Origin of the sequence: Halomonas denitrificans (assembly GCF_003056305.1) — a bacterium.
Taxonomy (GTDB): Bacteria; Pseudomonadota; Gammaproteobacteria; order Pseudomonadales; family Halomonadaceae; genus Halomonas; species Halomonas denitrificans.
The window spans coordinates 256065-277845 of record NZ_PYVX01000002.1 but is presented as its reverse complement, the minus strand read 5'-3'; the positions used below and the strand labels follow the sequence as shown (position 1 = coordinate 277845).

Annotated in this window: 16 protein-coding genes; 7 read left to right on the top strand and 9 right to left on the bottom strand. The window is 70.9% G+C overall.

All coding sequences use genetic code 11. The features are described from left to right. Positions 1-31: 31 nt before the first annotated feature. The 6 genes from C9F13_RS07380 to C9F13_RS07355 all read right to left on the bottom strand — a co-directional run bounded on the left by C9F13_RS07380 (position 32) and on the right by C9F13_RS07355 (position 7571). Positions 32-2035 carry a TRAP transporter permease gene (locus tag C9F13_RS07380; protein WP_108445595.1) on the bottom strand — a complete coding sequence of 668 codons (2004 nt, stop codon included), beginning with the start codon at positions 2033-2035 and terminating at the stop codon, positions 32-34. 37 nt (positions 2036-2072) lie between these two features. Further along, complete coding sequence (locus C9F13_RS07375) at positions 2073-2591, bottom strand: DUF1850 domain-containing protein (protein ID WP_108445594.1); 519 nt, start codon at positions 2589-2591, stop codon at positions 2073-2075. A gap of 6 nt (positions 2592-2597) precedes the next feature. Further along, positions 2598-3557, bottom strand: coding sequence for a TAXI family TRAP transporter solute-binding subunit (locus C9F13_RS07370; RefSeq protein WP_108445593.1), 960 nt, complete (start codon positions 3555-3557; stop codon positions 2598-2600). Between the two features lie 168 nt (positions 3558-3725). Further along, a complete protein-coding gene (gene lhgO / locus C9F13_RS07365) occupies positions 3726-4922 on the bottom strand; it encodes an L-2-hydroxyglutarate oxidase (RefSeq protein WP_108445592.1) in 1197 nt (398 codons plus the stop codon). A gap of 89 nt (positions 4923-5011) precedes the next feature. Beyond that, positions 5012-5992, bottom strand: coding sequence for a glutarate dioxygenase GlaH (gene glaH, locus C9F13_RS07360; RefSeq protein ID WP_108445591.1), 981 nt, complete (start codon positions 5990-5992; stop codon positions 5012-5014). Positions 5993-6131: 139 nt separating this feature from the next. Continuing rightward, complete coding sequence (locus C9F13_RS07355) at positions 6132-7571, bottom strand: APC family permease (RefSeq protein ID WP_108445590.1); 1440 nt, start codon at positions 7569-7571, stop codon at positions 6132-6134. 392 nt (positions 7572-7963) lie between these two features. Here C9F13_RS07355 and C9F13_RS07350 point away from each other — a divergent pair, with 392 nt between their 5' ends. The 4 genes from C9F13_RS07350 (at position 7964) to C9F13_RS07335 (ending at position 13588) form a co-directional block, all read left to right on the top strand. Then, positions 7964-8248: an XRE family transcriptional regulator gene (locus C9F13_RS07350; RefSeq protein WP_108445589.1), complete on the top strand. Its 285-nt coding sequence runs from the start codon at positions 7964-7966 to the stop codon at positions 8246-8248. Positions 8249-8513: 265 nt separating this feature from the next. Continuing rightward, positions 8514-9290, top strand: coding sequence for a sulfate reduction electron transfer complex DsrMKJOP subunit DsrO (gene dsrO, locus C9F13_RS07345; RefSeq protein WP_108445588.1), 777 nt, complete (start codon positions 8514-8516; stop codon positions 9288-9290). Then, positions 9274-10479 (top strand): NrfD/PsrC family molybdoenzyme membrane anchor subunit, encoded by a 1206-nt coding sequence (gene nrfD, locus C9F13_RS07340; protein WP_108445587.1) that lies wholly within the window; start codon positions 9274-9276, stop codon positions 10477-10479. The genes dsrO and nrfD overlap by 17 nt, the downstream gene beginning before the upstream one ends. Further along, entirely contained in the window at positions 10472-13588 is a 3117-nt protein-coding gene (locus tag C9F13_RS07335; RefSeq protein ID WP_108445586.1) for a molybdopterin dinucleotide binding domain-containing protein, read from the top strand. Before nrfD ends, C9F13_RS07335 begins: the two co-directional genes overlap by 8 nt. Positions 13589-13666: 78 nt before the next feature. On the opposite strand, the gene egtD is transcribed toward C9F13_RS07335, so the two are convergent. Next, complete coding sequence (gene egtD, locus C9F13_RS07330; RefSeq protein ID WP_108445585.1) at positions 13667-14629, bottom strand: L-histidine N(alpha)-methyltransferase; 963 nt, start codon at positions 14627-14629, stop codon at positions 13667-13669. A 130-nt stretch (positions 14630-14759) separates the two neighbouring features. Here egtD and selD point away from each other — a divergent pair, with 130 nt between their 5' ends. Together selD and C9F13_RS07320 are read left to right on the top strand one after the other, a co-directional pair. Next, positions 14760-17096, top strand: coding sequence for a selenide, water dikinase SelD (gene selD / locus C9F13_RS07325; protein ID WP_108445584.1), 2337 nt, complete (start codon positions 14760-14762; stop codon positions 17094-17096). After that, entirely contained in the window at positions 17093-18055 is a 963-nt protein-coding gene (locus tag C9F13_RS07320; RefSeq protein WP_108445583.1) for a DMT family transporter, read from the top strand. Before selD ends, C9F13_RS07320 begins: the two co-directional genes overlap by 4 nt. A gap of 19 nt (positions 18056-18074) precedes the next feature. Here C9F13_RS07320 and senB read toward each other — a convergent pair whose 3' ends face one another. Continuing rightward, positions 18075-19064: a selenoneine biosynthesis selenosugar synthase SenB gene (gene senB, locus C9F13_RS07315; protein WP_108445582.1), complete on the bottom strand. Its 990-nt coding sequence runs from the start codon at positions 19062-19064 to the stop codon at positions 18075-18077. Positions 19065-19158: 94 nt separating this feature from the next. On the opposite strand from senB, the gene senA reads away from it, so the two are divergent. Continuing rightward, positions 19159-20496, top strand: coding sequence for a selenoneine synthase SenA (senA, locus tag C9F13_RS07310; protein WP_108445581.1), 1338 nt, complete (start codon positions 19159-19161; stop codon positions 20494-20496). Between the two features lie 34 nt (positions 20497-20530). Here senA and C9F13_RS07305 read toward each other — a convergent pair whose 3' ends face one another. Further along, positions 20531-21772: an arginine deiminase gene (locus tag C9F13_RS07305; RefSeq protein ID WP_108445580.1), complete on the bottom strand. Its 1242-nt coding sequence runs from the start codon at positions 21770-21772 to the stop codon at positions 20531-20533. Between the last annotated feature and the right edge of the window lie 9 nt (positions 21773-21781).

Below are 21781 nucleotides of genomic sequence, written 5' to 3'. Positions count from 1 at the left end.
GCCCGAGTCGCCTCGGGCGGGGCCTTTCACGTCAGGCCGGCACGCTCGAGCGCCGGCTGACCAGCCAGTTGCCGGCCAGGACAAGCACCATCAGCGCCGCCCCGGCGACCTCCACCGCGAGGCTCGGGTAGAAGACCGCAACGATCGCCGGCAGCAGCAGCGCTCGCGAGGGCCAGCCCATGCGCGTAAACAGGTACCCCTCCAGGGCCGCGGCGAAGGCGCCCAGCGCCAGCAGGCCGGTGAAGGCGGTCCAGACCAGCAGCGGCACCGGGCCGCCCATGATGATCTCGGGGTTGTAGACCATGAACAGCGGGATCAGGTAGAGCCCCTTGGCGAACTTCCAGGCCTGGAAGCCGGTATCCATGGGCTTGGCCCCGGCGATCGCCGCCCCGGCGAAGCCCGCCAGGGCGATCGGCGGGGTGACGTTGGAGTCCTGGGAGTACCAGAACACCACCAGGTGGGCGATCAGCAGCGGCACGCCGAACTCGGCGGTCAGCGCCGGGCCCACCAGCACGATCAGCACGATGTAGCTCGCCGTCACCGGCAGCCCCATGCCGAGCACCAGGCTCGCCAGCAGCACCATGACCAGCGCCAGCAGCAGGTTGCCGCCGGAGAAGGCCATCATCATCGAGGAGAACTTGAGGCCGAGGCCGGTCAGCCCCACCACGCCGACGATCACGCCGGCCACGGCACAGGCCATGGAGACCGCCACGGCGTTGCGGGCGCCCAGTTCCAGACCGCCGACCAGCTTGACCAGCCCGGCCTTCAGCGCCTCGCGCAGGGTCTCCCCGGTCACCTTCTGACCCTTGCGCGGCGCGATGAACAGGAACCACACCGCGAAGCGCGCCACCGCCACCGCCAGCATGGTGAGGATGGCGTAGTAGCCCACCCGCATCGGCGACATGTTCATCACCAGCAGCCACACCAGCACCAGCAACGGCAGCAGGAAGTGCCAGCCGGCGCCCATCACGTCGCGCACCTGGGGAAGCTCCGAGCGCGCCATGCCCTGCATGCCCTGCTTCAGGGCGATGATGTGCACGAAGAGGTAGACGGTGGCGAAGTACATGATCGCCGGCAGGATGCTCACCTTGACGACATCCAGGTAGGGCATGCGCGTGTACTCGGCGATCAGGAAGGCCCCGGCGCCCATCAGCGGTGGCATGATCTGCCCGCCGGTGGAGGCCGCCGCCTCGATGCCGCCCGCCTGGTGGGGCTTGTAGCCCAGGCGCTTCATCAGCGGGATGGTGAAGGCGCCGGTGGTGACCACGTTGGCGATGGCGCTGCCGGAGATCGAGCCCATGCCGGCGGAGGCGATCACCGCCGCCTTGGCCGGCCCGCCGCGCTGGCGGCCGGTGGCGGCGTAGGCCAGGTCGATGAAGAACTTGCCGGCGCCGGTGATCTCCAGGAAGGCGCCGAACAGCACGAAGATGAAGATGTAGGTGGCCGCCACGCCCATCGGCAGGCCGAAGATGCCCTCCTGCCCCAGGTAGAGCTGGCCGACCAGGCGATCCAGGTTGTAGCCGCGGTGCTCGAGAATGCCCGGCAGGAACTGGCCGAGCCAGGGCAGCTCGCCGCGAGGACCGGCGAAGGCGTAGAGGATGGCGATCAGCCCGATGATCGTCATGCCGAGCCCCACCGCCCGGCGCGCCGCCTCCAGCACGGTGACCGTGGCGATGCAGCCGACGACGATGTCGGTCTGGCTCCAGAAGCCGGCGCGATTGATGATGTCGTCCAGGTAGAGCACCAGGTAGCCGCCGGTGATCAGCGCCCCGCCGATGAAGACCGCATCGACCAGGCCGCTGATCGGCCCGCGATCGTGCTTCGCCCCCAGCAGGGGGAACATCAGGAAGGCCAGCATCATGATCAGCATCAGGTGGATGCTGCGCTGGTAGAAGAGCCCCAGCGGCTGGATGCCGGCGGAGTAGAGCTGGAACAGCGACAGTCCCACTGCCACCAGGGTGATCAGCCACAGCACCGGGCGCGAATGGTTCGCCTGGCTGCCGGGGATGACGGGGGAGGTGCCCGAATCGCTCATCGTGATCCTCTCGCGGGAGTGTCTGCAGGGTTGTGGGTCAGTCGGATGCGTCGGTCGGCAGCGCCAGCCGGATCGTCACCCGCTCATTGGCCGCCAGGCGGCTCAGGCTCGTGCGCTCGCCGTCGACCACCAGGCGGTGGTCGACGCGCATCGCCCCTACCCGAAGCCGATAGGCGTTGCCCGGCACGGGCTCGTCGATCGCCTCGATCCAGTAGCCGCCCTCGCCGTCGGAGACCTGGCGGCCGCGCCCGGGGATGTGGTCGAGCCCCGCGGCGAAGTCGGGCAGGTGGCTGCGCTCGAGCACCATGCGCCCGTCGCGGTGGCGGTAGCAGTCGAGCACCGCGAAGCCCTCGACCGAGTGGTTCCACTCCAGGCACCACCCGTCGCCCTCGGGCATGGGCAGGCTCACCAGGCGCTCGCCGTCGGCGTCACGCACCTCGAGCCTCGCCGGGGGCGCGGCGCTGTCGCCGGGCGCTGGAGCGGCGGCCCACAGCCCCGCACAAAGCAGCAGGGCGGGCAGCCAGGCCCGCCCCGCGATCAGGCGCGATGCGCGCATCACGTATCAGGGACGCTGGTGGTCGCCGACCTCGGCGCCCACTTCCTCGTAGTAGCGCAGCGCCCCGGGGTGGAAGGCGATCGGGGTGGACTCCACGCTGAACTCGACGGTGGTGTCGTTGGCCGCCGGGTGGATGGCGATCAGCTCGTCGGTGTACTCGAAGAGCACCTTGGTGATCTGGTAGGCCATCTCCTCGTCCATCTCGCTGCTCACGGCCAGCACGTTGGGGATGCCGATGCTCTGCACCGCCTCGTCCATGCCCTCGTAGAGGCCGGCCTTGAGCTGGTAGGCCGCGAACACGGGCTCGGCCTCCTTGGCCTTGGCGATCTCCTCGTCGGTCAGCCCGACCAGGCGGATGTCGCGGGTGGTGGCCAGGTTCATGATCGAGCTGGTGGGCGGGCCCACGCTCCAGAAGCCGGCGTCGATGTCGCCGTCGCGGATGGCGTCGGCGGTCTCGTTGAAGTTCAGGCGACGGGCATCGATGTCCTCGTAGGTGATGCCGTTGGCCTCGAGCAGCGCCTGGGCGTTGACCTCGGTGCCGCTGCCCGGCGCGCCCACGGAGACCGTCTTGCCCTCGAGGTCGGAGAGCGACTCGATCCCGGAATCGGCCAGGGTGACGATCTGCACGGCGTTGGGGTAGATCGAGGCCAGCGCGCGGATGTTCTCGAGCTGGCGGCCCTCGAAGTCGCCGGTGCCGTTGTAGGCCTGGTAGACGGTGTCGGCCAGCGCCAGGGCCAGGTCGGAGTCGCCGCGCCACACCAGTCCCATGTTCTCCACCGAGGCGCCGGTGACCTCGGCGACGGCCTCGGCGCCCTCGATATGGTTGCCGATCAGTTCGGCGAGACCGCCGCCGTAGGGGTAGTAGGTGCCGCCGGTCCCGCCGGTGGCGATGGAGAGCTGCTGGGCGGCGGCCAGCGGGGCCGTGGCCAGCAGCGTGGCGGTGGCGGCGTACTTCAGGAGTCGCATGGCATTCCTCCGGTCCTGGAACCAGGTTGTCGTGAACGATTGTTATGAATGGTCCGGCGTCGGGTCGCGACGCCTCAGGCAACGCTAGCAGGGGCGAGCGTGAGTCACCATGTCACTATTTCTACGTTCTCTGATATTTTCGGCAATCCCCCTTAAGTCGATAGCGGCTCACGCCTCGACCAGCTCCTTCACCTTGTCGACGATGTGCGCGCCGATGGGCAGCGCCGAGGTGGCCGCCGGGGAAGGGGCGTTGCCGACGTTCACGGTACGCCGCGTGTTGACGAACAGGAAGTCGTCGACGAGCCTGCCGTCGCGGGTCACCGCCTGGGCGCGTACCCCGGCCGGATAGGGCGTGAGGTCCTCGAGGGTCAGGCTCGGGCAGTACTTGCGCACGAGCTCCAGGTAGCCGCGCTTGTGCAGCGAGTTCTTCATCTCTTTGATCCCAGGCCCCAGGTTCTTGCCCAGCACCTTGAGGATGCCCGGGTCGCTGAACATCCGCGCCATGTCGGCAAGCGAGACGTCGCGCTTGCGATAGCCCTCGCGGGCCAGCGCCAGCACGGCGTTGGGCCCCACGGTCACGCTGCCGTCGATCATCCGCGTCAGGTGCACGCCCAGAAACGGCATGGACGGGTCCGGGATGGGGTAGATCAGGTGGTTGACGATGGCGTTGTGCTCGGCGGGCAGCCGGTAGTACTCGCCGCGGAAGGGGCAGATGCTGAAGCCGGGGTCGCGGCCGAGCAGGCGCACCACCCGGTCGGCCATCAGGCCGGAGCAGGAGACCAGGTAGCGCCCGGTGAACGTCCCCGCGCCGGTGGTGACCACCACCTCCTGGCGGCGCTCCTCCAGGGCGGTGACCTCGGCGCCGTAGCGGATCTCGCCGCCCAGGCGCTCGAACTCGGCGGCCATCGCCCGGGTGACCTCGGCGTAGTCGACGATGCCGCTGGAGGGCACGAAGATCCCGGCGATGCCGGTGATGTTGGGCTCGCGCTCGGCAAGCGCCCCGGCCTGAAGCCACTCGCGCTCGAGGCCGTTGGCCGCAGTGCGCTCCCACAGCGCCTCCATGCGCTCGAGCTCCTGCGCGTTGGTGGCCACCAGCAGCTTGCCGCAGGTGTCGTAGGCGATGCCGTGGGCGTCGCAGAACGCCTTGGTGGCGCGGTTGCCCTCCAGGCAGAAGCGCGCCTTGAGGCTGCCCGGGGTGTAGTAGACCCCGGCGTGGATGACGCCGCTGTTGTGGCCGGTCTGGTGGCGCGCCGCCTCACTTTCCTTCTCCACCACCAGCATGCGGCGATCGGGCCAGGCCTGCTGGAGCTGCATGGCGGTGGACATCCCCAGGATGCCGCCGCCGATGATGATGAAATCGTACATGCCGTCCTCGTTCTTCTAATAATGCGACGACCACGCCGTCATGCCGGCGTGGCCTCGTCAGGGTAACGCGTCGATCGCGGCGATGCGCCTCAGACCTGGCGCGGATTGCGCAGGGTCTTGGCGTGGGTGAAGTAGCCGCGCTGACGCATCAGCTCGCGGCGCAGGTCCGGGTGCGGCGTGAAGCGATCCCGACCGTGCAGCCAGAAGTGGTTGTTGATCAACAGGAAGCTGCCCACCGGGTTGGGCACCGAGAGGATCGCCGGGCTGTTCTCCAGCGACTCGGAGAGGTCGGTCAGCCAGTTGCCCTCCTCGAAGTCCTTGGGCTGCACGAACTGGTCGATGTAGGACATGATCGGCCGGCCCTCGGCGTCCACGTCGAAGACCGCATGGTGGATGTCGCGGGCGACGTTCTTGCTGGGCGGTGCGGTCCAGCGCATCTCGCGGCGCGCCAGCGGGTGGCAGTAGAAGCGCTCGAGCTCCTCCCAGTCGTCCAGGTGCAGCAGCAGGGAGTCGCCGCCCTGCATGTGCTGCTCGTCGATCTTCATCATCAGCACGTAGTCGGTGTCCTGCTCGACGAAGGTGCCGTCGTTGTGCAGCTCCATCACCCGGTGCGGCTGGCGCAGGTAGCTGTCGGAGTCATCGACGTTCTTCACAACGAACCGGGCGTAGTACTGGCCGCTCATGGCATCAAAATTGGAGCGCCCCATGAGGTGCGCCACGGCGGTGGCGAACTTGACCATCTCGTCGGCCTGCTCGACGTCGTCCAGCCCCTCGGGGGTGACCTGCAGGCCGCCGGTGGCGCGGTCCACCAGGGTGTTGATCAGCACCGGCTGCAGGGTGTTGTCGCACAGGTCGTCGAGGATCTTGGCCACCCGGAAGCGCAGCATCGACTTGTACTCCAGCGCCTGCACCGGCCACTCGGCGACGGCCTCGAGGAAGGCCGCGACCACCTCGCGGCCGACGGTGAGCTCGAGCAGGCGCGGCGACTGGGCGGAGGGGGCCAGGGTGAAGCCGCACAGAGCGGCGGGCAGGGGCATGGCGGTCTCGGGCAGCTGGGTGAGGACGGTCATCTCGGGGGCTCCATGTTGTATGTTGATACCTTCAAAAAATATCTACATTTTTAAATTGTGTCAAAAATAAAGGATGGCCATCGCCATCCTCGTCGGCCGAGGCCCTCGCCGCCGGAGCGGCGAGGGCGGGCGGCATCGTTCAGCGGCCGGGATAGGGATCCGCGCCGGCCAGCTCGCGGCGCATCATGGTGTCGCTGTAGGCGACGCCGTAACGGGCCCGCGACCAGGCGTAGAGGGCCAGGCCGATCAGCATCCAGCCGGCGAAGATGACCCACTCGATGGTGGAGAGCGCCGAGGGACTGCCCGGCAGGTACATGCCGATCAGTGCCAGCGAGAGGAGCACCGAAAGCGCCCCCACGGTCTTGCCGCGGCGGACCCGGAAGGGCCGCGCCATCTCGGGCTCGTTGCGGCGCAGCACCACGAAGGAGAGCGCCACGAAGAGGTAGGCGATGACGATGCCGAGCCCCCCGGCGACCACCAGCCATACCAGCGCCTGCCGGCCGAAGAAGGGCGCGAGGGAGGACAGCACGCCCATCACCAGGATGGCGTTGGTCGGGGTGCGATGCCGGGGGTGCAGCTTGGCCAGGAAGGCCGGCAGCATGCCGGCGTGGGCCAGGGCGTAGATGGCCCGCGATCCGCCGATGTAGAAGGCGTTCCAGCTGGTGATGATGCCGGCGATGCCGGCCAGGATCATCAGGTTGCCGGCCCAGGGCGCCTGGAAGGCGGCCTGCATGGCGTCCGGCACCGCCAGGGAGCTCGCGCCCAGCGCCGCGGGGTCGAGCATCAGCGCGGTGCCCAGGATGATGAAGGAGTACCAGAACACGGCCAGGATCACCGAGATCATCAGCACGCGGCCGATCTCCTTGAACGGCAGGTCGATCTCCTCGGCGGCCTGGGGGATCACGTCGAAGCCGACGAACATGAAGGGCACCATGATGATCACCATCATGATGCCGCCCAGCACGCCCTCCTCGACGCTGAACAGCGGCTGCATGGTCTCGGCGCTGCCCTGGAAGAGCGCCCCGGTGATGAACATCACCCCCACCGCCAGGATGAGCAGGGTCACGACCTTCTGCACCAGGGCGGCGGTGCGCACGCCGATGTAGTTGATCGCCATCATGGCCAGCGACCCGGCCACGCCGACGGCGACCCAGGTCGCCTTCACGTCCCAGCCGGCGATGGTCCAGAGCTGGCCCACCGCGTAGTCCGGGAAGAGGTGTTCCACCACGGTGGGCAGCGCCACGGCCTCGAAGGCCACCACGCTGACGTAGCCCAGGGTGATGGCCCAGGTGCAGAGGAAGGAGGCGAAGTGCCCCATGGCGCGGTAGCTGTAGACGTGCTCGCCGCCGACCTGGGGCATCGCCGAGGCGAGCTCCGCGTAGGTCAGCCCGACCAGCACGATGATCAGCCCGCCGATCAGGAAGGCGGTGATCGCGCCCAGGCTGCCGGCCGACTGGATCCAGCTGCCGGTCAGCACGATCCAGCCCCAGCCGATCATCGCGCCGAAGGCCAGGGCCAGCACGTCCTTGCGCGCCAGGACGCGTTTCAGGTGCGTTTCATGCGACGTCTCGTTGTTCATGTCAGCCTCGTCGTCGTTTGTCGTTATGTGATTTACGATTTTTTCTAAAAACGTCTACAAAGTAGTAAACGATAGAAAAACGTTCAAGGGATATGAAACGCCGCCAGCGTAGACATTTGTCTCATCTGGCGGCGTCTTCCCCCGAACGCAACGAGGAAACGTGGCAATAAAATCATGTAGAACAGACATATAAAGAAAGGTAGGGCGCCGGAGATCCCCGCGGGCGAGGCCGCGCCGCCGCCCGGCCGCGATGTTTGATATTCCACACACCCGGCACCTCGCCGGGCCCCGCCGCCGCGACGATTTTTCCCCGAAAATTCCCCCAATGGAGACTGGCAAAAACGTCCTACAGCCGCCATAGTGTGCTTGTCGCAATCGCCAACTGGAGCATCATGAGCACGGCACGTCACCCCGCCCACGCGGAACCCACCGACCCTCCGCGAAGTAGCCCTGGCCTCGATGTCAGGGACCTGGAAAAACGTACGCGCCTCATGCGCATCATCACACGGCTGATCGCCGTGTCCGACCTGGGCAGCCGCGAGATCGCGCGCCGCGCCGGCCTGCCGATGCAGAAGATCAGCGACCTCCTCTCGGGGAAGCTGGAACATCTCTCCATCGACGAGCTGCGCCTGGTCTATCACAGCATCGAGACCGGCGGGTCACCCACGCCGCCCTGATCGATGACCGCCGCGGGCCGCGCCCCGGCCACGAGAACAGCGAACGCTCCGCCCACCGGCGGGGCGTTTTTTTTGTTGCCGGGACCTCCCCCTCAATCCGCTTTTGATTCAGCAGCTTGCGTAAAGATTACGCCAACATTAAGAGCCTGCTAATTAACCCTTGATCGGCGTCAAGTGGCGCGCCCCGCGTCGCGGGTAGCCTTCCGGAAAGCCCCTTCCGCCCGCGAGCGGAAGATCCCGCCCCACCCAGGCCACCGGAGGCGCCATGGACCCCATTCGCCGCTCCCTTCTCGGCCAGCTGGCCCGCCTCAGCGCGGGTGCCGCGATGGTGCCGCTCACAAGCGTCGCCCGCGCCGGCATCAACCAGCAGCCGCCCCGCCGTGAAGGCGATCCCAGCAAGCGCTACGGCATGCTCATCGACCTGCGCCAGTGCATCGGCTGCCAGGCCTGCACGGTGTCGTGCCACATCGAGAACGCCGCGCCGCTGGGCAGCTTTCGCACCACCGTCTCCCAGTACGAGGTGGCGCACCAGGAGAGCGGCGAGGTCGCCACCTTCATGCTGCCGAGGCTCTGCAACCACTGCGAGAATCCGGCCTGCGTGCCGGTCTGCCCGGTGGAGGCAACCTACCAGCGCCAGGACGGCATCGTGGTGGTGGACAGCGACCGCTGCGTGGGCTGCGCCTACTGCGTCAACGCCTGCCCCTACGACGCCCGCTTCATCAACGCGCGCACCCAGACCGCCGACAAGTGCACCTTCTGCGCCCACCGCCTGGAAGCCGGCCTGCTGCCGGCCTGCGTGGAGAGCTGCGTGGGCGGCGCGCGGATCATCGGCGACATGCGCGACCCGGACAGCCAGATCAGCCGCATGATCGAGGAGTATCGCGATGAGCTGATGGTGCTGCAGCCCGAGAAGAACACCCTCCCCCAGGTCTTCTACCTCGGCATGGACGAGCGCTTCGTCACCCGTCCCGAGGCCAAACCGGTGGCCCTGGACGTCCTCGACCCCCACGGCAAGGAGATGGGCTATGAATTCGGCCATTGAGCTGCTCGCCCCGCGCTACGACATCGCCTGGTACCCCTGGGCGGTGCAGTACTTCTTCATGATCGCCCTCTCCTACGCCAGCCTGTGGCTGGCCGCCCCGGCGCTGGTGGCCGGCCGGTCCGCCTGGCTGCCCACCGCGCGCCTGGCGCTGCTGGCCTGCCTGACCACCACCCTGGTGGCCCCGGTGGCGCTGCTCGCCGACCTGCACCAGCCGCTGCGCTTCTGGCACTTCTACGCCTACGCCAATGGCCACTCCTGGATGTCGGTGGGCAGCCTGCTCCTGCCGCTCTACGTGGTCGCCGTGATCGTGCTGACCTGGCTGGCCTGGCGCCCGGCGCTGCAGGCCCGGCGCCAGGCACCCGGCCTGTCGGGCCTCGTCGCCCGCTGGGCATCGCTCGGCACGTCGCCCACTCCGCGGGCGCTGCCGGTGCTAGTGGGCGTCATCGCCCTCGCCCTTTCCACCGGCATCATGCTCTACACCGGCGCCGAGGTGGCCATCGTCAAGGCCCGCCCGCTGTGGCACACCGTCTGGCTGCCGCCGATGTTCGTGGCCACCGGCTTCATCGCCGCGGCGGGCCTGCTGCTGGTGCTCAACCGCGCCAGCGGCCTGCGCGACGCCAGCGTGGTCGGCCAGCTGCTCAAGGTGATGCTGGTCGCCTGCCTGGCGGCGGGCCTGATCGCCGGCAGCTGGTTCCTCGACGGCATCAACGCCCACGTCGGCTCGGTGGCCGCGGCCCTGGAGTCGGTGCGCGGTAGCCCCGAGTGGCGGCGCACCGCCCAGTGGGGCGCGCTCACCGGCGCCCTGCTGTTCGGCGCCGTGCTCTACCTGCTCACCCGCCCCGCCGCCCGGCGCCCGGCGCTCTACGCCTGGGCCTGGCTGCTGGGCCTGGTCGCCCTGCACGTCGGCTGGATGTTCCGCTGGGTGGTGCTGATGGACGTGCAGACCGTGGCTCGCCACAGCGCCGGCTTCCACCACTACGGCATCCCCGCCGGCTCCTCCGGCGTGCTCGGCATCGTCGGCACCTTCGGCCTGTGGCTCGCCGCCATCATGCTGATCGAGCTCTTCGTGCCGTGGCGCCAGGCCCGCCAGGGCGGCAGCGCCGCCGATGTCCCCCGCGAGTCCGTGCGCGAGTCCTCTTCCGACTCCTCTCAAGAACATGCCCCCGAAGGAGCGTCCCATCATGGCTAAGTCGTCCGCAGATCCGTCACGCCGTCGCTTCCTCAAGGGCGCCGCAGCCGCCGGCGGCGCCGCCACCTTCGCCGCCGGCTACGCCGACCCGCTGCTCAAGATGGGCAAGGGCCTCACCGGCAGCGCCGGCGAGACGCCCGACCACCCGATCCACGGCAACTCCCTGGCGCCGGAGTACCGCGTCGACCCGGCCAGCGGCGAGCTGACCCTCAACCCCGACCAGCGCCTGGCCTTCACCGTCTGCTACGGCTGCACCACCAAGTGCGGCGTGCGGGTGCGCGTCGACAACGACAGCGACCGGGTGCTGCGCGTCGCCGGCAACCCCTACCATCCGCTCTCCGCCGACGAGCACCTGCCGATGCGCACCCCGGTGGCGGAAGCCCTGCGCGGCCTCAGCGCCTTCGGCGACCACGGCCAGCAGAACCGCTCCACCGCCTGCGCCCGCGGCAACGCCATGATGAGCCAGATCGACAGCCCCTTCCGGGTCACCCACTGCCTGAAGCGGGTCGGCGAGCGGGGCAGCCGGGAGTGGCAGAAGGTGCCCTTCGAGCAGGTGATCGAAGAGATCTGCGAGGGCGGCGACCTGTTCGGCGAGGGCCACGTCGACGGCCTGCGCGCCATCCACGACGTCGAGACCCCGATCGACCCGGCGAATCCCGAGTACGGCCCCCGGGCCAACCAGCTGATGGTGATGGAGGCCACCGACTACGGCCGCTCCGCGATCCTCAAGCGCTTCGCCTTCAACGCCTTCGGCACCCGCAACTACGGCCATCACGGCTCCTACTGCGGGCTCGCCTTCCGCATGGGCTCCGGCGCGGTGATGAACGACATGAAGAAGTTCGTCCACGTCAAGCCGGACATCCAGAACGCGCGCTTCATCATGTACATCGGCTGCGCCCCCAGCCAGGCCGGCAACCCCTTCAAGCGCCAGGGCCGGCTGATCGCCCAGGCGCGCGCCGCCGGCACCCTGGAGTACGTGGTGGTCGATCCGGCGCTCAACGCCTCGACCTCCCACGCCGCCGACCACAACCGCTGGGTGCCGATCCGTCCCGGCACCGACAGCGCCTTCGCCATGGCGCTGATCCAGTGGCTGCTCGACCACCAGGGCTACGCCGCCGACTTCCTCGAGATGCCCGGCCAGGCCGCCGCCGATGCCGCCGGCGAGGCCACCCACTCCAACGCCACCCACCTGGTGATCGAAAGCGAAGGCCACCCGCGCCGCGGCCGATTCCTGCGCGCCAGCGACCTGGGCCGCGCCGAGCCGGGCGCGGACGACGACGCCCCGCTGGTGATCGCCGATGGCGAGCTCGTCGACGCCGAGTCGGTGATGGCCGCCGAGCTCTTCGTCGACCGCGAGGTGGAGCTCGGCGCCGCCCAGGACGGCAGCGGCGAGCGGGTGCGGATCAAGAGCAGCCTGACCCTGCTGCGCGAGGCGGCCCACGAGCACAGCCTCGCCGACTACGCCGCCCACTGCGGCATCCCCGAGGCGACCATCGTCGCGCTGGCCGAGCGCTACGCCCGCCACGGCCGCCGCGCGGTGGTCAACTGCCACGGCGGCATGATGTCCGGCAACGGCTTCTACGCCGCCTTCGCGGTGCAGATGCTCAACCTGCTGGCCGGCAACCACAACCGCAAGGGCGGCAGCGCCCCGGGCGGCGGCCAGTTCAACGGCGTCGGGTCCGGCCCGCGCTACGACCTGGCCAACTTCCCCGGCAAGCGCGGCCCCCAGGGCCTCTTCCTCTCCCGCTCGCGCTTCCCCTACGAGAAGTCCTCCGAGTACCGGCGCAAGGTCGCCGCCGGCGAGGCTCCCTACCCGGCCCGGGCGCCGTGGCGCTCGCTGGCGCCGCCCGCGCTCACCGAGCACCTGCCCTCGGCCCTGGACGGCTACCCCTACCCCATCAAGGCGGTGATCGGCTGCATGGCCAACCCCATCTACGGCCAGGCCGGCCTCGAGGGGCTGATCGCCGACAAGCTCAAGGACCCCAGGCGCCTGGGACTCTACGTGGCGGTCGACGGCTTCATCAACGAGACCAACCGCTACGCCGACTACATCGTGCCGGACTCGGTGATGTACGAGGTGTGGGGCTTCACCGGCGCCTGGCGCGGCACCCTGGGCAAGATGACCACCGCCTGCTGGCCGGTGGTGGAGCCGCGCCAGGAGAAGACCGACGAGGGCGAGCCGGTCTCCATGGAGAGCTTCTTCATCGCCGTGGCCAAGCGCCTGGGCCTGCCCGGCTTCGGCGAGGGGGCCATCCCCGCCGCCGACGGCACCCTGCACCCGCTGAATCGCGCCGAGGACTTCTTCCTGCGCGCCGCGGCCAACGTCGCCTTCCAGGGCGAGCCGCTGCCGGCCGCCGAACAGAGCGACATCGACCACGCCGGCCTGGCGCCGCTGATACCCAAGCTCGTGCGCACCCTGCCGCCCGAGGAGCATGGCCCGGTGGCCTACCTCTACGCCCGCGGCGGGCGCTTCGAGGACTTCTCGGATCACTTCAAGGGCGAGAACCTCACCAGCGCCTGGACGCGTACCCTGTGCGTCTACAACGAGCGGGTCGGCACCAGCATCAACACCCAGACCGGCGTGCCCAACCGCGGCGTGCCCTGCCACGGCCTGCCGTCCCTGGCCGACGGGCGGGCGATGCGCGAAGTGTTCACCGAGGAGGCCTGGCCGCTACTGGCGTTCTCGTTCAAGTCGAACCTGATGAACTCCTACGCCATCGGCCTCGAGCGGCTGCGCATGATCAAGCCCTACAACCCGGTGATGCTGCATCGTGAGGACGCCGAGCGCTTCGGCATCGCTCACGGCGACGTGATTCGCATCGAAAGCCCCGGCGGCAGCGTGACCGCGCTGGCGCTGGTCGGCGAGGGGGTCGCGCCGGGGGCGCTGGCCATCGAGCACGGCTACGGCCACCGCGATCTCGGCGCCACGCCACACGTGATCGACGGCGAGTCCCAGCCAGACCTCGAGTGGCTGCGCGCCGGCATCAACATCAACGACCTGGGCTTCGAGGACCCGACCCGCCGGGTGGCCGGCACCTGGCTGGAGCCCATCAGCGGCGCCGCCGTGCGCCAGGGGCTGCCGGTCCGGGTCACCCGCGTCGAGGCCTGAGCGGCCGCCGACACCCACGCGAAAGCGCCCCGCCTACCCGGCGGGGCGTTTTTCATGCAGCGTCGGTGAGGATCGGGCTCAGTGATCCAGCAGATAGTGCACGCTGAACAGCGCCTGCTCATCGAGCCAGACGGCGCAGGAGCGGTAGCCGGCCCGGGCGGCCAGCGCCTGGAACGCCTCGAGGCGGTACTTGCAGGAGTTCTCGGTGTGCAGCGTCTCGCCTTCCGCGAAGGCGAAGCGGCACCCGTCGAGCACGATGGCCTGGCGCTCCCGGCTGACCAGGTGCATCTCGATGCGCGAGGCCGCCTCGTTGAAGATGGCGCGGTGGCCGAAGGCCTCCACCCTCACCTCGGCGCCGAGCTCGCGACGCATGCGCTCGAGCAGGTTGAGGTTGAAGGCCGCGGTGACCCCGGCGGCGTCGTTGTAGGCCGCCTCCAGCCGGTCGCGGGACTTGACGAGATCGACGCCGATCAGCACCCCGCTGCCCGGGGGCAGCGCCCGGCGCAGCCGGGCGAGGAAGGCCTCGGCCTCGGCCGGCGAGAAGTTGCCGATGCTCGAGCCGGGGAAGAAGGCCACCGCCCGGCGCCCCGCGAGGCCCGAGGGCAGGCGCACGCCGGCCGAGTAGTCGCCCCAGGCGGCGTGCACCTCGAGCCAGGGATAGTCGGCCGCCAGGCGGCGCGTGCTCTTCAGCAGGAAGTCCCGGGAGATGTCGACGCCGAGGTAGCGGCTCGGACGCAGCGCCTCGAGCAGCCGCCGCACCTTGCGGCTGGCGCCGCTGCCGAGCTCGACCAGCAGGGCGTCGGGGCCCACCAGCGCGGCGATCTCGTCGGCGGCCGCGGCGAGGATGCCCTCCTCGGTGCGGGTCAGGTAATACTCGGGCTGGGCGCAGATGGCCTCGAAGAGCCGCGAGCCCCGCGCGTCGTAGAAGTGCTTGGGCGAGAGCGCCTTGGGCGAGGCGCGAAGGCCTTCGATGACGTCGTCACGGAAGGCGTCCGGCGCGCGCTCGACATGCTGATCGTGGACGTGCACGGCGATGGCCATCGGGGTCCCTCGCGAACGGCGGGCGGCGACGCCGGGAAGATTCCGTCGCCGGAATCCGGCTAGACTGGGCGGCGGCGCGAGCCCTGCTCCCCACGCGCAACCCTCTCACCAATCTAGAGCGAGCCCCCTCATGCAGCAACTGCAGCAGTCCCCGGGGTCACCGACGCTACGCGATATCGTGCTGGTCGGCGGCGGCCACACCCACGTCGGCGTGCTGAAGCGCTTCGCCATGAAGCCGGAACCGGGCGTGCGGCTCACCTTGATCTGCCGCGACACCCACACCCCCTACTCGGGCATGCTGCCGGGCTACGTCGCCGGCCACTACGGCTACGATGACGTGCACATCGACCTGCGCCGGCTGGCGGAGTACGCCGGGGCGCGCTTCTTCGCCGACGAGGCCGTCGGCATCGACCACGACGAGCGCCGGGTGCTCTGCCGCTCGCGCCCTCCGGTGCCCTACGACTGGCTGTCGATCAACATCGGCTCGACGCCCCGCGTCGGTACGGTCAGCGGCGCCGACGCCCACGCCGTGCCGGTCAAGCCGATCCACCGCTTCAACAACCGCTGGCTTTCGCTGCTCGCGCGCCTCGAGGCGCACCCCGGCACCACCCGGGTGGCGGTGGTCGGCGGCGGGGCCGGCGGGGTCGAGCTGCTGCTCGCCATGCAGTACCGGCTGGGGCGCGAGCTGGCCGCCCGGGGGCGCGACCCGGGGGAGCTTCACTTCGCGCTCTTCACCCGCGGCGAGCGCATCCTGCCGACCCACAACGCCCGGGTGCGCGCCCACTTCGAGGCCACGCTGCGCCGCCGGGGCGTCGCGGTGCAAACCGGCACCGAGGTGGTCGCCGTCGAGCCGGGCCGGCTGCAGGCGAGCGACGGTACCTGGCACCCCGCCGACGAGATCGTCTGGGTGACCAACGCCGGCGGCGCCGACTGGCTCAAGGAGACCCGGCTTGCGCTCGACGACGACGGCTTCATCGAGGTCGGCGAGACCCTGCAGTCGCGCTCGGACCCGCGGATCTTCGCCGCCGGCGACATCGCCCACCAGGTCGATCACCCCCGGGAGAAGGCCGGCGTCTTCGCCGTGCGCCAGGGCCGCCCGCTGGCCGACAACCTGCGCGCTGCCGTCCTCGGCCGGCCGCTCTCGCCCTACCGCCCCCAGCGCCGCTGGCTGGCGCTGATCAGCACCGGCGACCGCCACGCCGTGGCCTCCCGGGGCGGGCTCTACCTCGCCGGCGACTGGGCCTGGCGCTGGAAGGACTGGATCGACCGGCGCTTCATGGCCCGCTTCAACGACCTGCCGCCGATGACAGAAGGCGCCATGAAGGCGCCGGCCGCGAGCCGGGTGGCGCTCGACGAGGAGGAGAGCGCCCAGGCGATCTCGGCGTTCGCCATGCGCTGCGGCGGCTGCGGCGCCAAGGTGGGGGCCACCACCCTCTCCCGGGCGCTCTCGACGCTTGAGCCGGTGGCGCGCGAGGAGGTCCTGATCGGCCTGCACGCCCCGGACGACGCCGCCGTGGTGCGGGTGCCGCCGGGCAAGGACATGGTGCACACCGTGGACTTCTTCCGCGCCTTCATAGACGACCCCTACGTGTTCGGCCGGATCGCCGCCAACCACGCCCTGGGCGACATCTTCGCCATGGGCGCCGAGGCGCAGACCGCCACCGCCGTGGCCACGGTGCCCCAGGGGCTCGAGGCCAAGGTCGAGGACACCGTCTTCCAGATGATGAGCGGTGCGGTGGAGGTGCTCAACGCCGCCGGCTGCGCCCTGGTGGGCGGGCACACCGGCGAGGGCAGCGAGCTGGCCCTGGGCTTCGCCGTCAACGGCCTGATCGACAGCGGCAGTGCCGACGAGGACGGCCGAGGCGGCACGGCGCTGATGACCAAGGGCGGCCTCCACCCCGGCCAGGTGTTGATCCTCACTAAGCCCATAGGCACCGGCACGCTGTTCGCCGCCCACGCGCGGCTCGCCGCCCGGGGGCGCTGGATCGATGCGGCGCTTGCGAGCATGGTGCAGTCCAACCGCGAGGCGGCGGCCTGCCTGCACGAGCACGGCGCCAACGCCTGCACCGACCTCACCGGCTTCGGCCTGCTCGGCCACCTGGTGGAGATGACCCGCCCCTCGGGGGTGGACGCCGAACTCGACCTGGCGGCCCTGCCGCTACTCGAGGGCGCCGAGGAGACCGTCGCCGCCGGCATCCTGAGCTCCCTGCAGCCCGCCAACGTGCGCCTGCGCCGGGCCATCCGCGACCAGCCCGCCTGGGTCGAGCACCCCCGCTACCCGCTGCTCTTCGATCCCCAGACCGCCGGGGGGCTGCTCGCCGGGGTGCCCGCCGAGCGCGCCGAGAGCTGCCTCGCGGCCCTGCACGCCCTCGGCTACGCCCAGGCCGCGATCGTCGGCCGCATCACCCCCGCCGGCGAGGCACTGGCGCCCATCACGCTCACGACCACCATGCTGGAGACGTCATGACTCCGGCGGCCCGGGAACGTCTGCTGGGCATCGCGACGGTCCTCATTGCCGCCACGCTCTGGGGCACCACCGGCACCGCGGCGACCTTCGCTCCCGACGTCAGCGCCGTGGCGATCGGTGCCGTGGCCATGGGGGGCGGCGGCCTGATGCAGGCCGCCCTCTCTGCCGGGCGAATCCGCCGCCATGCCGGCCCGCTGCGAGCGCGGTGGCGCTGCCTGCTGCTGGGGGCCGTCGCCGTGGCGATCTATCCGCTGGCGTTCTATGCCTCCATGCGCCAGGCCGGCGTCACCATCGGCACGGTGGTCTCCATCGGCTCGGCGCCGCTGCTCGCGGCGCTGATCGAATCTCGCCTGGATGGGCTGCGACTCACCAGGCGCTGGATGACCGGCGCCGGCCTGGGACTCGCCGGCATGCTGCTGCTGTGCCTGGCCGAGGGGAGCGGCCATGGGCCGACCGGGGCCGGTTCGAGCGTCGTCCCCGGCGTGCTGTTGGGCCTGCTGGCCGGGCTCAGCTATGCCCTCTATTCGTGGACGGCGCGTCGCCTGATGCAAGGTGGCAGTGCGCCCCGAGCCGCCATGGGCGCCACCTTCGGGATCGGCGGCCTGCTGCTGATGCCGGTGCTGCTGGTAACCGGTGCGCCGCTGCTGGCCTCATGGGGCAATGCCGCGGTCGGGCTCTACATGGCCCTGGTCCCGATGTTCCTGGGCTATCTCTGCTTCGGGCACGGTCTGGCCCGCATTCCCGCCAGCACCGCCACGACGATCACACTCTTCGAACCGGTGGTGGCAGCGGGACTGGCGGTGGTCATCGTCGGCGAACGCCTACCCGCGCTGGGCTGGAGCGGCATCGCGCTGATCCTCGCCTGCCTGGTATGTATCAGCGCTCCCGTCAAAACGGCGACGCGGGAAGAACGCGCCTCGACGGCCCGCCACGAGGGCGCGCCCGACGGACGATCGTGACGTCGAGCGCCTCGAGGCGTCAGAGTGACAGGCCGCAGGCGGCGATCACCCGCGCCAGCGCCTCGCGCTCGGCCTCGGGCGTGAACCGCGCCGCCTGGGCCGCCACCCGTCGGCGCAGGTCGTCGACGAAGGCCGGCTGTGCCTCGGCGCGACGCAGCAGGCCGCGAAGCGACGCGGTATCGGCGACCGGGAAATAGCCGGGGTAGTCGCTACCCAGCAGGCCGCGGTTGCCCGGGATATCAGAGGCCAGCACCGGCAGGCCCGCCACGCAGGCCTCGCTGACCACGTTGGCCCCACCCTCCATGCGTGAGCTGATCACCATCAGCCGGGCGCGCCCCATCCACTGGCGCACCCGCCAGCGCGGCAGGTCGCCGAGCCAGCGATAGCGCGGGTTCCTGGCCATCTCCTCAAAGGCCGCCTGGGCCCAGCGCTCCTCCACGGCACCGCCGAGCTGGACGACCCGCAGCCGCGACGCCGCCGGCAGCTCGCGCACCGCAAGCGCCGCGCGCAGCGGGTCCTTCTCCTCGCGCAGGTGGCCTGCCACCAGCACAGCGAAGTGCCGCCGGCCCGGCCGCGGGGCGGCGGGCGGCAGGGGCAGCGCCGACTGGTGCACGACGTGCAGGCGCGGCCACACGGCCGCGGGCAGATCCTCGGCGAGGGCGTCGTGCAGGCCGACCAGCACGTCCGCCGCCGCGAGGCTCTCGCCAAACGCCTCGGGGTGGCTGTGCTGGAAGCGGTAGACGTCGGTGCCGGTCAGCACCACGGCCAGGGCGGCCGCCGGAAAGGCCCGGCGGCCGGCGAGGATGGCCCCGTGGCTGCGCCAGGCGTGCAGCGCCATCACGAGATCGGGTGCCTGGCCGTCGACGCGCCAGCCCGCCGGGGCCTCCTCGGGGCCAGTGATTCGCACGCGGCAGCCCAGCTCGCGCAGTCGGGCCGCCCAGCGGGTCGCCGTGGCGCGGTTGCCGGCGTGGGAGCCTCGACCCGCCGGGGTGATCAGGGCTACCTTCAACACTGTTCCCCCTTCCCTGTCTCGTCTGGCATCGCTCGCCCCGTCATCCGTTGCTGCGCCTCATCCGTTGCCGCCCCGTCACGAGGAGCTCCCCATGATCGCCACCCCGCCGACGCCCCCTCGCCCCGCCGACGCGCTGGCGGGGATGCTCATCGATGCCCGCTCGCGCAGCCTGGCGCTGATGCGCGATACCCTCGAGCGCCGCGAGCTCGGCCCACGGCTGGCGATCGTCAACCCGCCGCTGTGGGAACTCGGCCACCTCGGTTTCTTCCACGACCACTTCGCGCTGCGCGGCCTCTTTGGGCTGCCCGACTACCGGCTCCCCGGCGCCGAGCGGCTGTTCGACTCCGGCAGCATCGCCCATGACGAGCGTTGGGCGCTACCGCTGCCCAGCCGGGACGAGACCCTGGACTACCTCTCCCGAGTGCAGGCGGAGATGCTTGCGCGCCTTCCCGAGGGGGAGGCGAGCGCCGCCCAGAGCTACGTCTACCAGCTCACCACCCTGCACGAGGACATGCACGGCGAGGCCTTCCTCTACACCCGCCAGACGCTGGGCGACCCGGCCCCGGACCTCGGCACGCCGCCGTCGGACCAGGCTCCCGGCGAGGCCGGACGCGGCCCCCTGCCGGGCGACGTCGCCGTTCCCGGCGGGCGCCATCGGCTGGGCTCTGATGCGACCCTGCCCTTCCGCTTCGACAACGAGAAGCCGCCCATGGAGGTCGAGGTGGCGCCCTTCTCGATCTCCCGGGCGCCGGTCACCAACGCCGAGTTCGCCGCCTTCGTCGACGATGGCGGCTACGCGCGGCGCGACTGGTGGAGCGAGGCCGGCTGGCGGTGGCGCGAGGCCGAGGGGCGCCAGGCGCCGGCCTACTGGCGCCGTGACGCCCAGGGCCGCTGGGAGACGCGCCGCTTCGACCGCTGGCAGCCGCTGGCCCCCCACCAGCCGGTGGTGCATGTCAGCTGGCACGAGGCCGAGGCCTGGTGTCGCTGGGCCGGGCGCCGCCTGCCGAGCGAGGCGGAGTGGGAGGTGGCCGCGAGCCGCGCACCCAGCGCGGATGGTGCCTCGCTCGCTCCCGGCAAGCGCCGCTTCCCCTGGGGCGAGGCGCCACCACAGGCCGAGCGGGCCAACCTCGACGGCTGGCGCCTGGGCCCGGTGGACGTGGCGGCGCTGCCCGCGGGCGACAGCGCCTTCGGCTGTCGCCAGCTGGTGGGCAACGTCTGGGAGTGGACGGCCTCGCCCTTCGCCCCCTTCCCGGGCTTCGCGCCCGAGCTCTACCGCGACTACTCGGCGCCCTGGTTCCAGGAGGGGCGCTACGTGCTGCGCGGCGGCGCCTGGGCCACCCGTTCGCGGCTGATCCATACCGCCTACCGCAACTTCTTCACCCCGGAACGTAGCGACATCCTGGCCGGCTTTCGCACCTGCGCGCGGTGAGTCCCGCGACGCCTCCGACTCGCCCGCGGGCCCGTCAGGGCGGATCTCGGCGGGTCGGGCAGCTCATGCAGCGCCCGCCGCCGCGGCCGCGCCCCAGCTCGGCGCCGGGGATCGCCAGCACCTCGATGCCCGCCGCCTCGAGCGCCGCGTTGGTGTCGTCGTTGCGGTCGTAGCCGACGACGACGCCGGGGCTCAGCGCCAGCACGTTGTTGCCATCGCTCCACTGCTCGCGCGCACGCTCTTCCGGGGTATCGCCACCGGTGGGCACCACCGTCAGCGCCGGATAGCCAAGGGCCTCCGCGACCACCGCGAACAGGTGGCGCGGGTCGCGCCGGAACGCGAGCGGCCTGCCGCCCTCGCCGGGGCGCAGGTCGAAGCAGGTCACCGCGTTGGCGACCTCCCGGAAAGCGGTCGCCACGTTGCCCCCGCAGAGGGTGAACACCGTGTCCAGGTGCATGGCCGCGCGGCGCCGGGGAAGCTGGCAGGCGATCACCCGGTGCACCTGGCCGCTCCCCTGGCGGGCCCTTGCGAACAGCGCCTCGGCCAGCTGGCCGATGGCCTGGGGCGAGGAGCGCTCGCCCATGCCCACCAGCAGGGTGCCGTGGCCCAGCGGCATCAGATCGCCGCCCTCCAGGGTGGCGAGGCCGTGATCGACCAGCGGGTCGCCCCACGCCACCCTCACCCGGCCGGCGAACCGGGGGTGGAAGGCATAGATGGCCGCCATCACCAGGGTCTCCGGGCGGCGGGCGCGCCAGCGCATCGGGTTGAGGGTGACGCCGTCGTGGATCCAGGCGCTGCTGTCCCGGGTGAACAGCAGGTTGGGCAGGGGCGGCAGCACGAAGCCGAGCGGCCCCAGGTGGGCGCCGAAGAGCCCCGTCGGCGCGAAGGGCAGGTCGGCCACCTCCAGCCCGCCGATCAGGGTCTCGGCGAGGTCCGCGCCCGGCAGGGCGTCCAGCCAGGCGCGCAGGTCCGCCATCATCCCCACCCCGACGTGGTCGCGGGTGATCCGATGGTCCAGCAGCCAGGCGCGCGCCGCCTCGATGGCGAGGGTCTCGGCGAGCAGGTCGTGGACCTCGAGCACCTCCACGCCGCGACCCTGCATCACCTCGACGAAGACGTCGTGATCGCGCTGGGCCTGCTTGACCCAGAAGACGTCGTCGAACAGCAGCGCCCGGCAGTTGGCGGGCGTCAGCCGCCGGTGGGCCAGCCCCGGGCGGCAGACGATCACCTGCCGCAGGATGCCGGTCTCGGAGTGCACGCCCAGGGCGTCACTCATGGCGCGGGC

What these genes read in the sequence shown, in the direction of transcription:
- C9F13_RS07380 (WP_108445595.1), bottom strand. Translation starts at nt 2,035, where the DNA reads ATGAGCGATTCGGGCACCTCCCCCGTCATCCCCGGCAGCCAGGCGAAC.
- C9F13_RS07375 (WP_108445594.1), bottom strand. Translation starts at nt 2,591, where the DNA reads ATGCGCGCATCGCGCCTGATCGCGGGGCGGGCCTGGCTGCCCGCCCTG.
- C9F13_RS07370 (WP_108445593.1), bottom strand. Translation starts at nt 3,557, where the DNA reads ATGCGACTCCTGAAGTACGCCGCCACCGCCACGCTGCTGGCCACGGCC.
- lhgO (WP_108445592.1), bottom strand. Translation starts at nt 4,922, where the DNA reads ATGTACGATTTCATCATCATCGGCGGCGGCATCCTGGGGATGTCCACC.
- glaH (WP_108445591.1), bottom strand. Translation starts at nt 5,992, where the DNA reads ATGACCGTCCTCACCCAGCTGCCCGAGACCGCCATGCCCCTGCCCGCC.
- C9F13_RS07355 (WP_108445590.1), bottom strand. Translation starts at nt 7,571, where the DNA reads ATGAACAACGAGACGTCGCATGAAACGCACCTGAAACGCGTCCTGGCG.
- C9F13_RS07350 (WP_108445589.1), top strand. Translation starts at nt 7,964, where the DNA reads ATGAGCACGGCACGTCACCCCGCCCACGCGGAACCCACCGACCCTCCG.
- dsrO (WP_108445588.1), top strand. Translation starts at nt 8,514, where the DNA reads ATGGACCCCATTCGCCGCTCCCTTCTCGGCCAGCTGGCCCGCCTCAGC.
- nrfD (WP_108445587.1), top strand. Translation starts at nt 9,274, where the DNA reads ATGAATTCGGCCATTGAGCTGCTCGCCCCGCGCTACGACATCGCCTGG.
- C9F13_RS07335 (WP_108445586.1), top strand. Translation starts at nt 10,472, where the DNA reads ATGGCTAAGTCGTCCGCAGATCCGTCACGCCGTCGCTTCCTCAAGGGC.
- egtD (WP_108445585.1), bottom strand. Translation starts at nt 14,629, where the DNA reads ATGGCCATCGCCGTGCACGTCCACGATCAGCATGTCGAGCGCGCGCCG.
- selD (WP_108445584.1), top strand. Translation starts at nt 14,760, where the DNA reads ATGCAGCAACTGCAGCAGTCCCCGGGGTCACCGACGCTACGCGATATC.
- C9F13_RS07320 (WP_108445583.1), top strand. Translation starts at nt 17,093, where the DNA reads ATGACTCCGGCGGCCCGGGAACGTCTGCTGGGCATCGCGACGGTCCTC.
- senA (WP_108445581.1), top strand. Translation starts at nt 19,159, where the DNA reads ATGATCGCCACCCCGCCGACGCCCCCTCGCCCCGCCGACGCGCTGGCG.
- C9F13_RS07305 (WP_108445580.1), bottom strand. Translation starts at nt 21,772, where the DNA reads ATGAGTGACGCCCTGGGCGTGCACTCCGAGACCGGCATCCTGCGGCAG.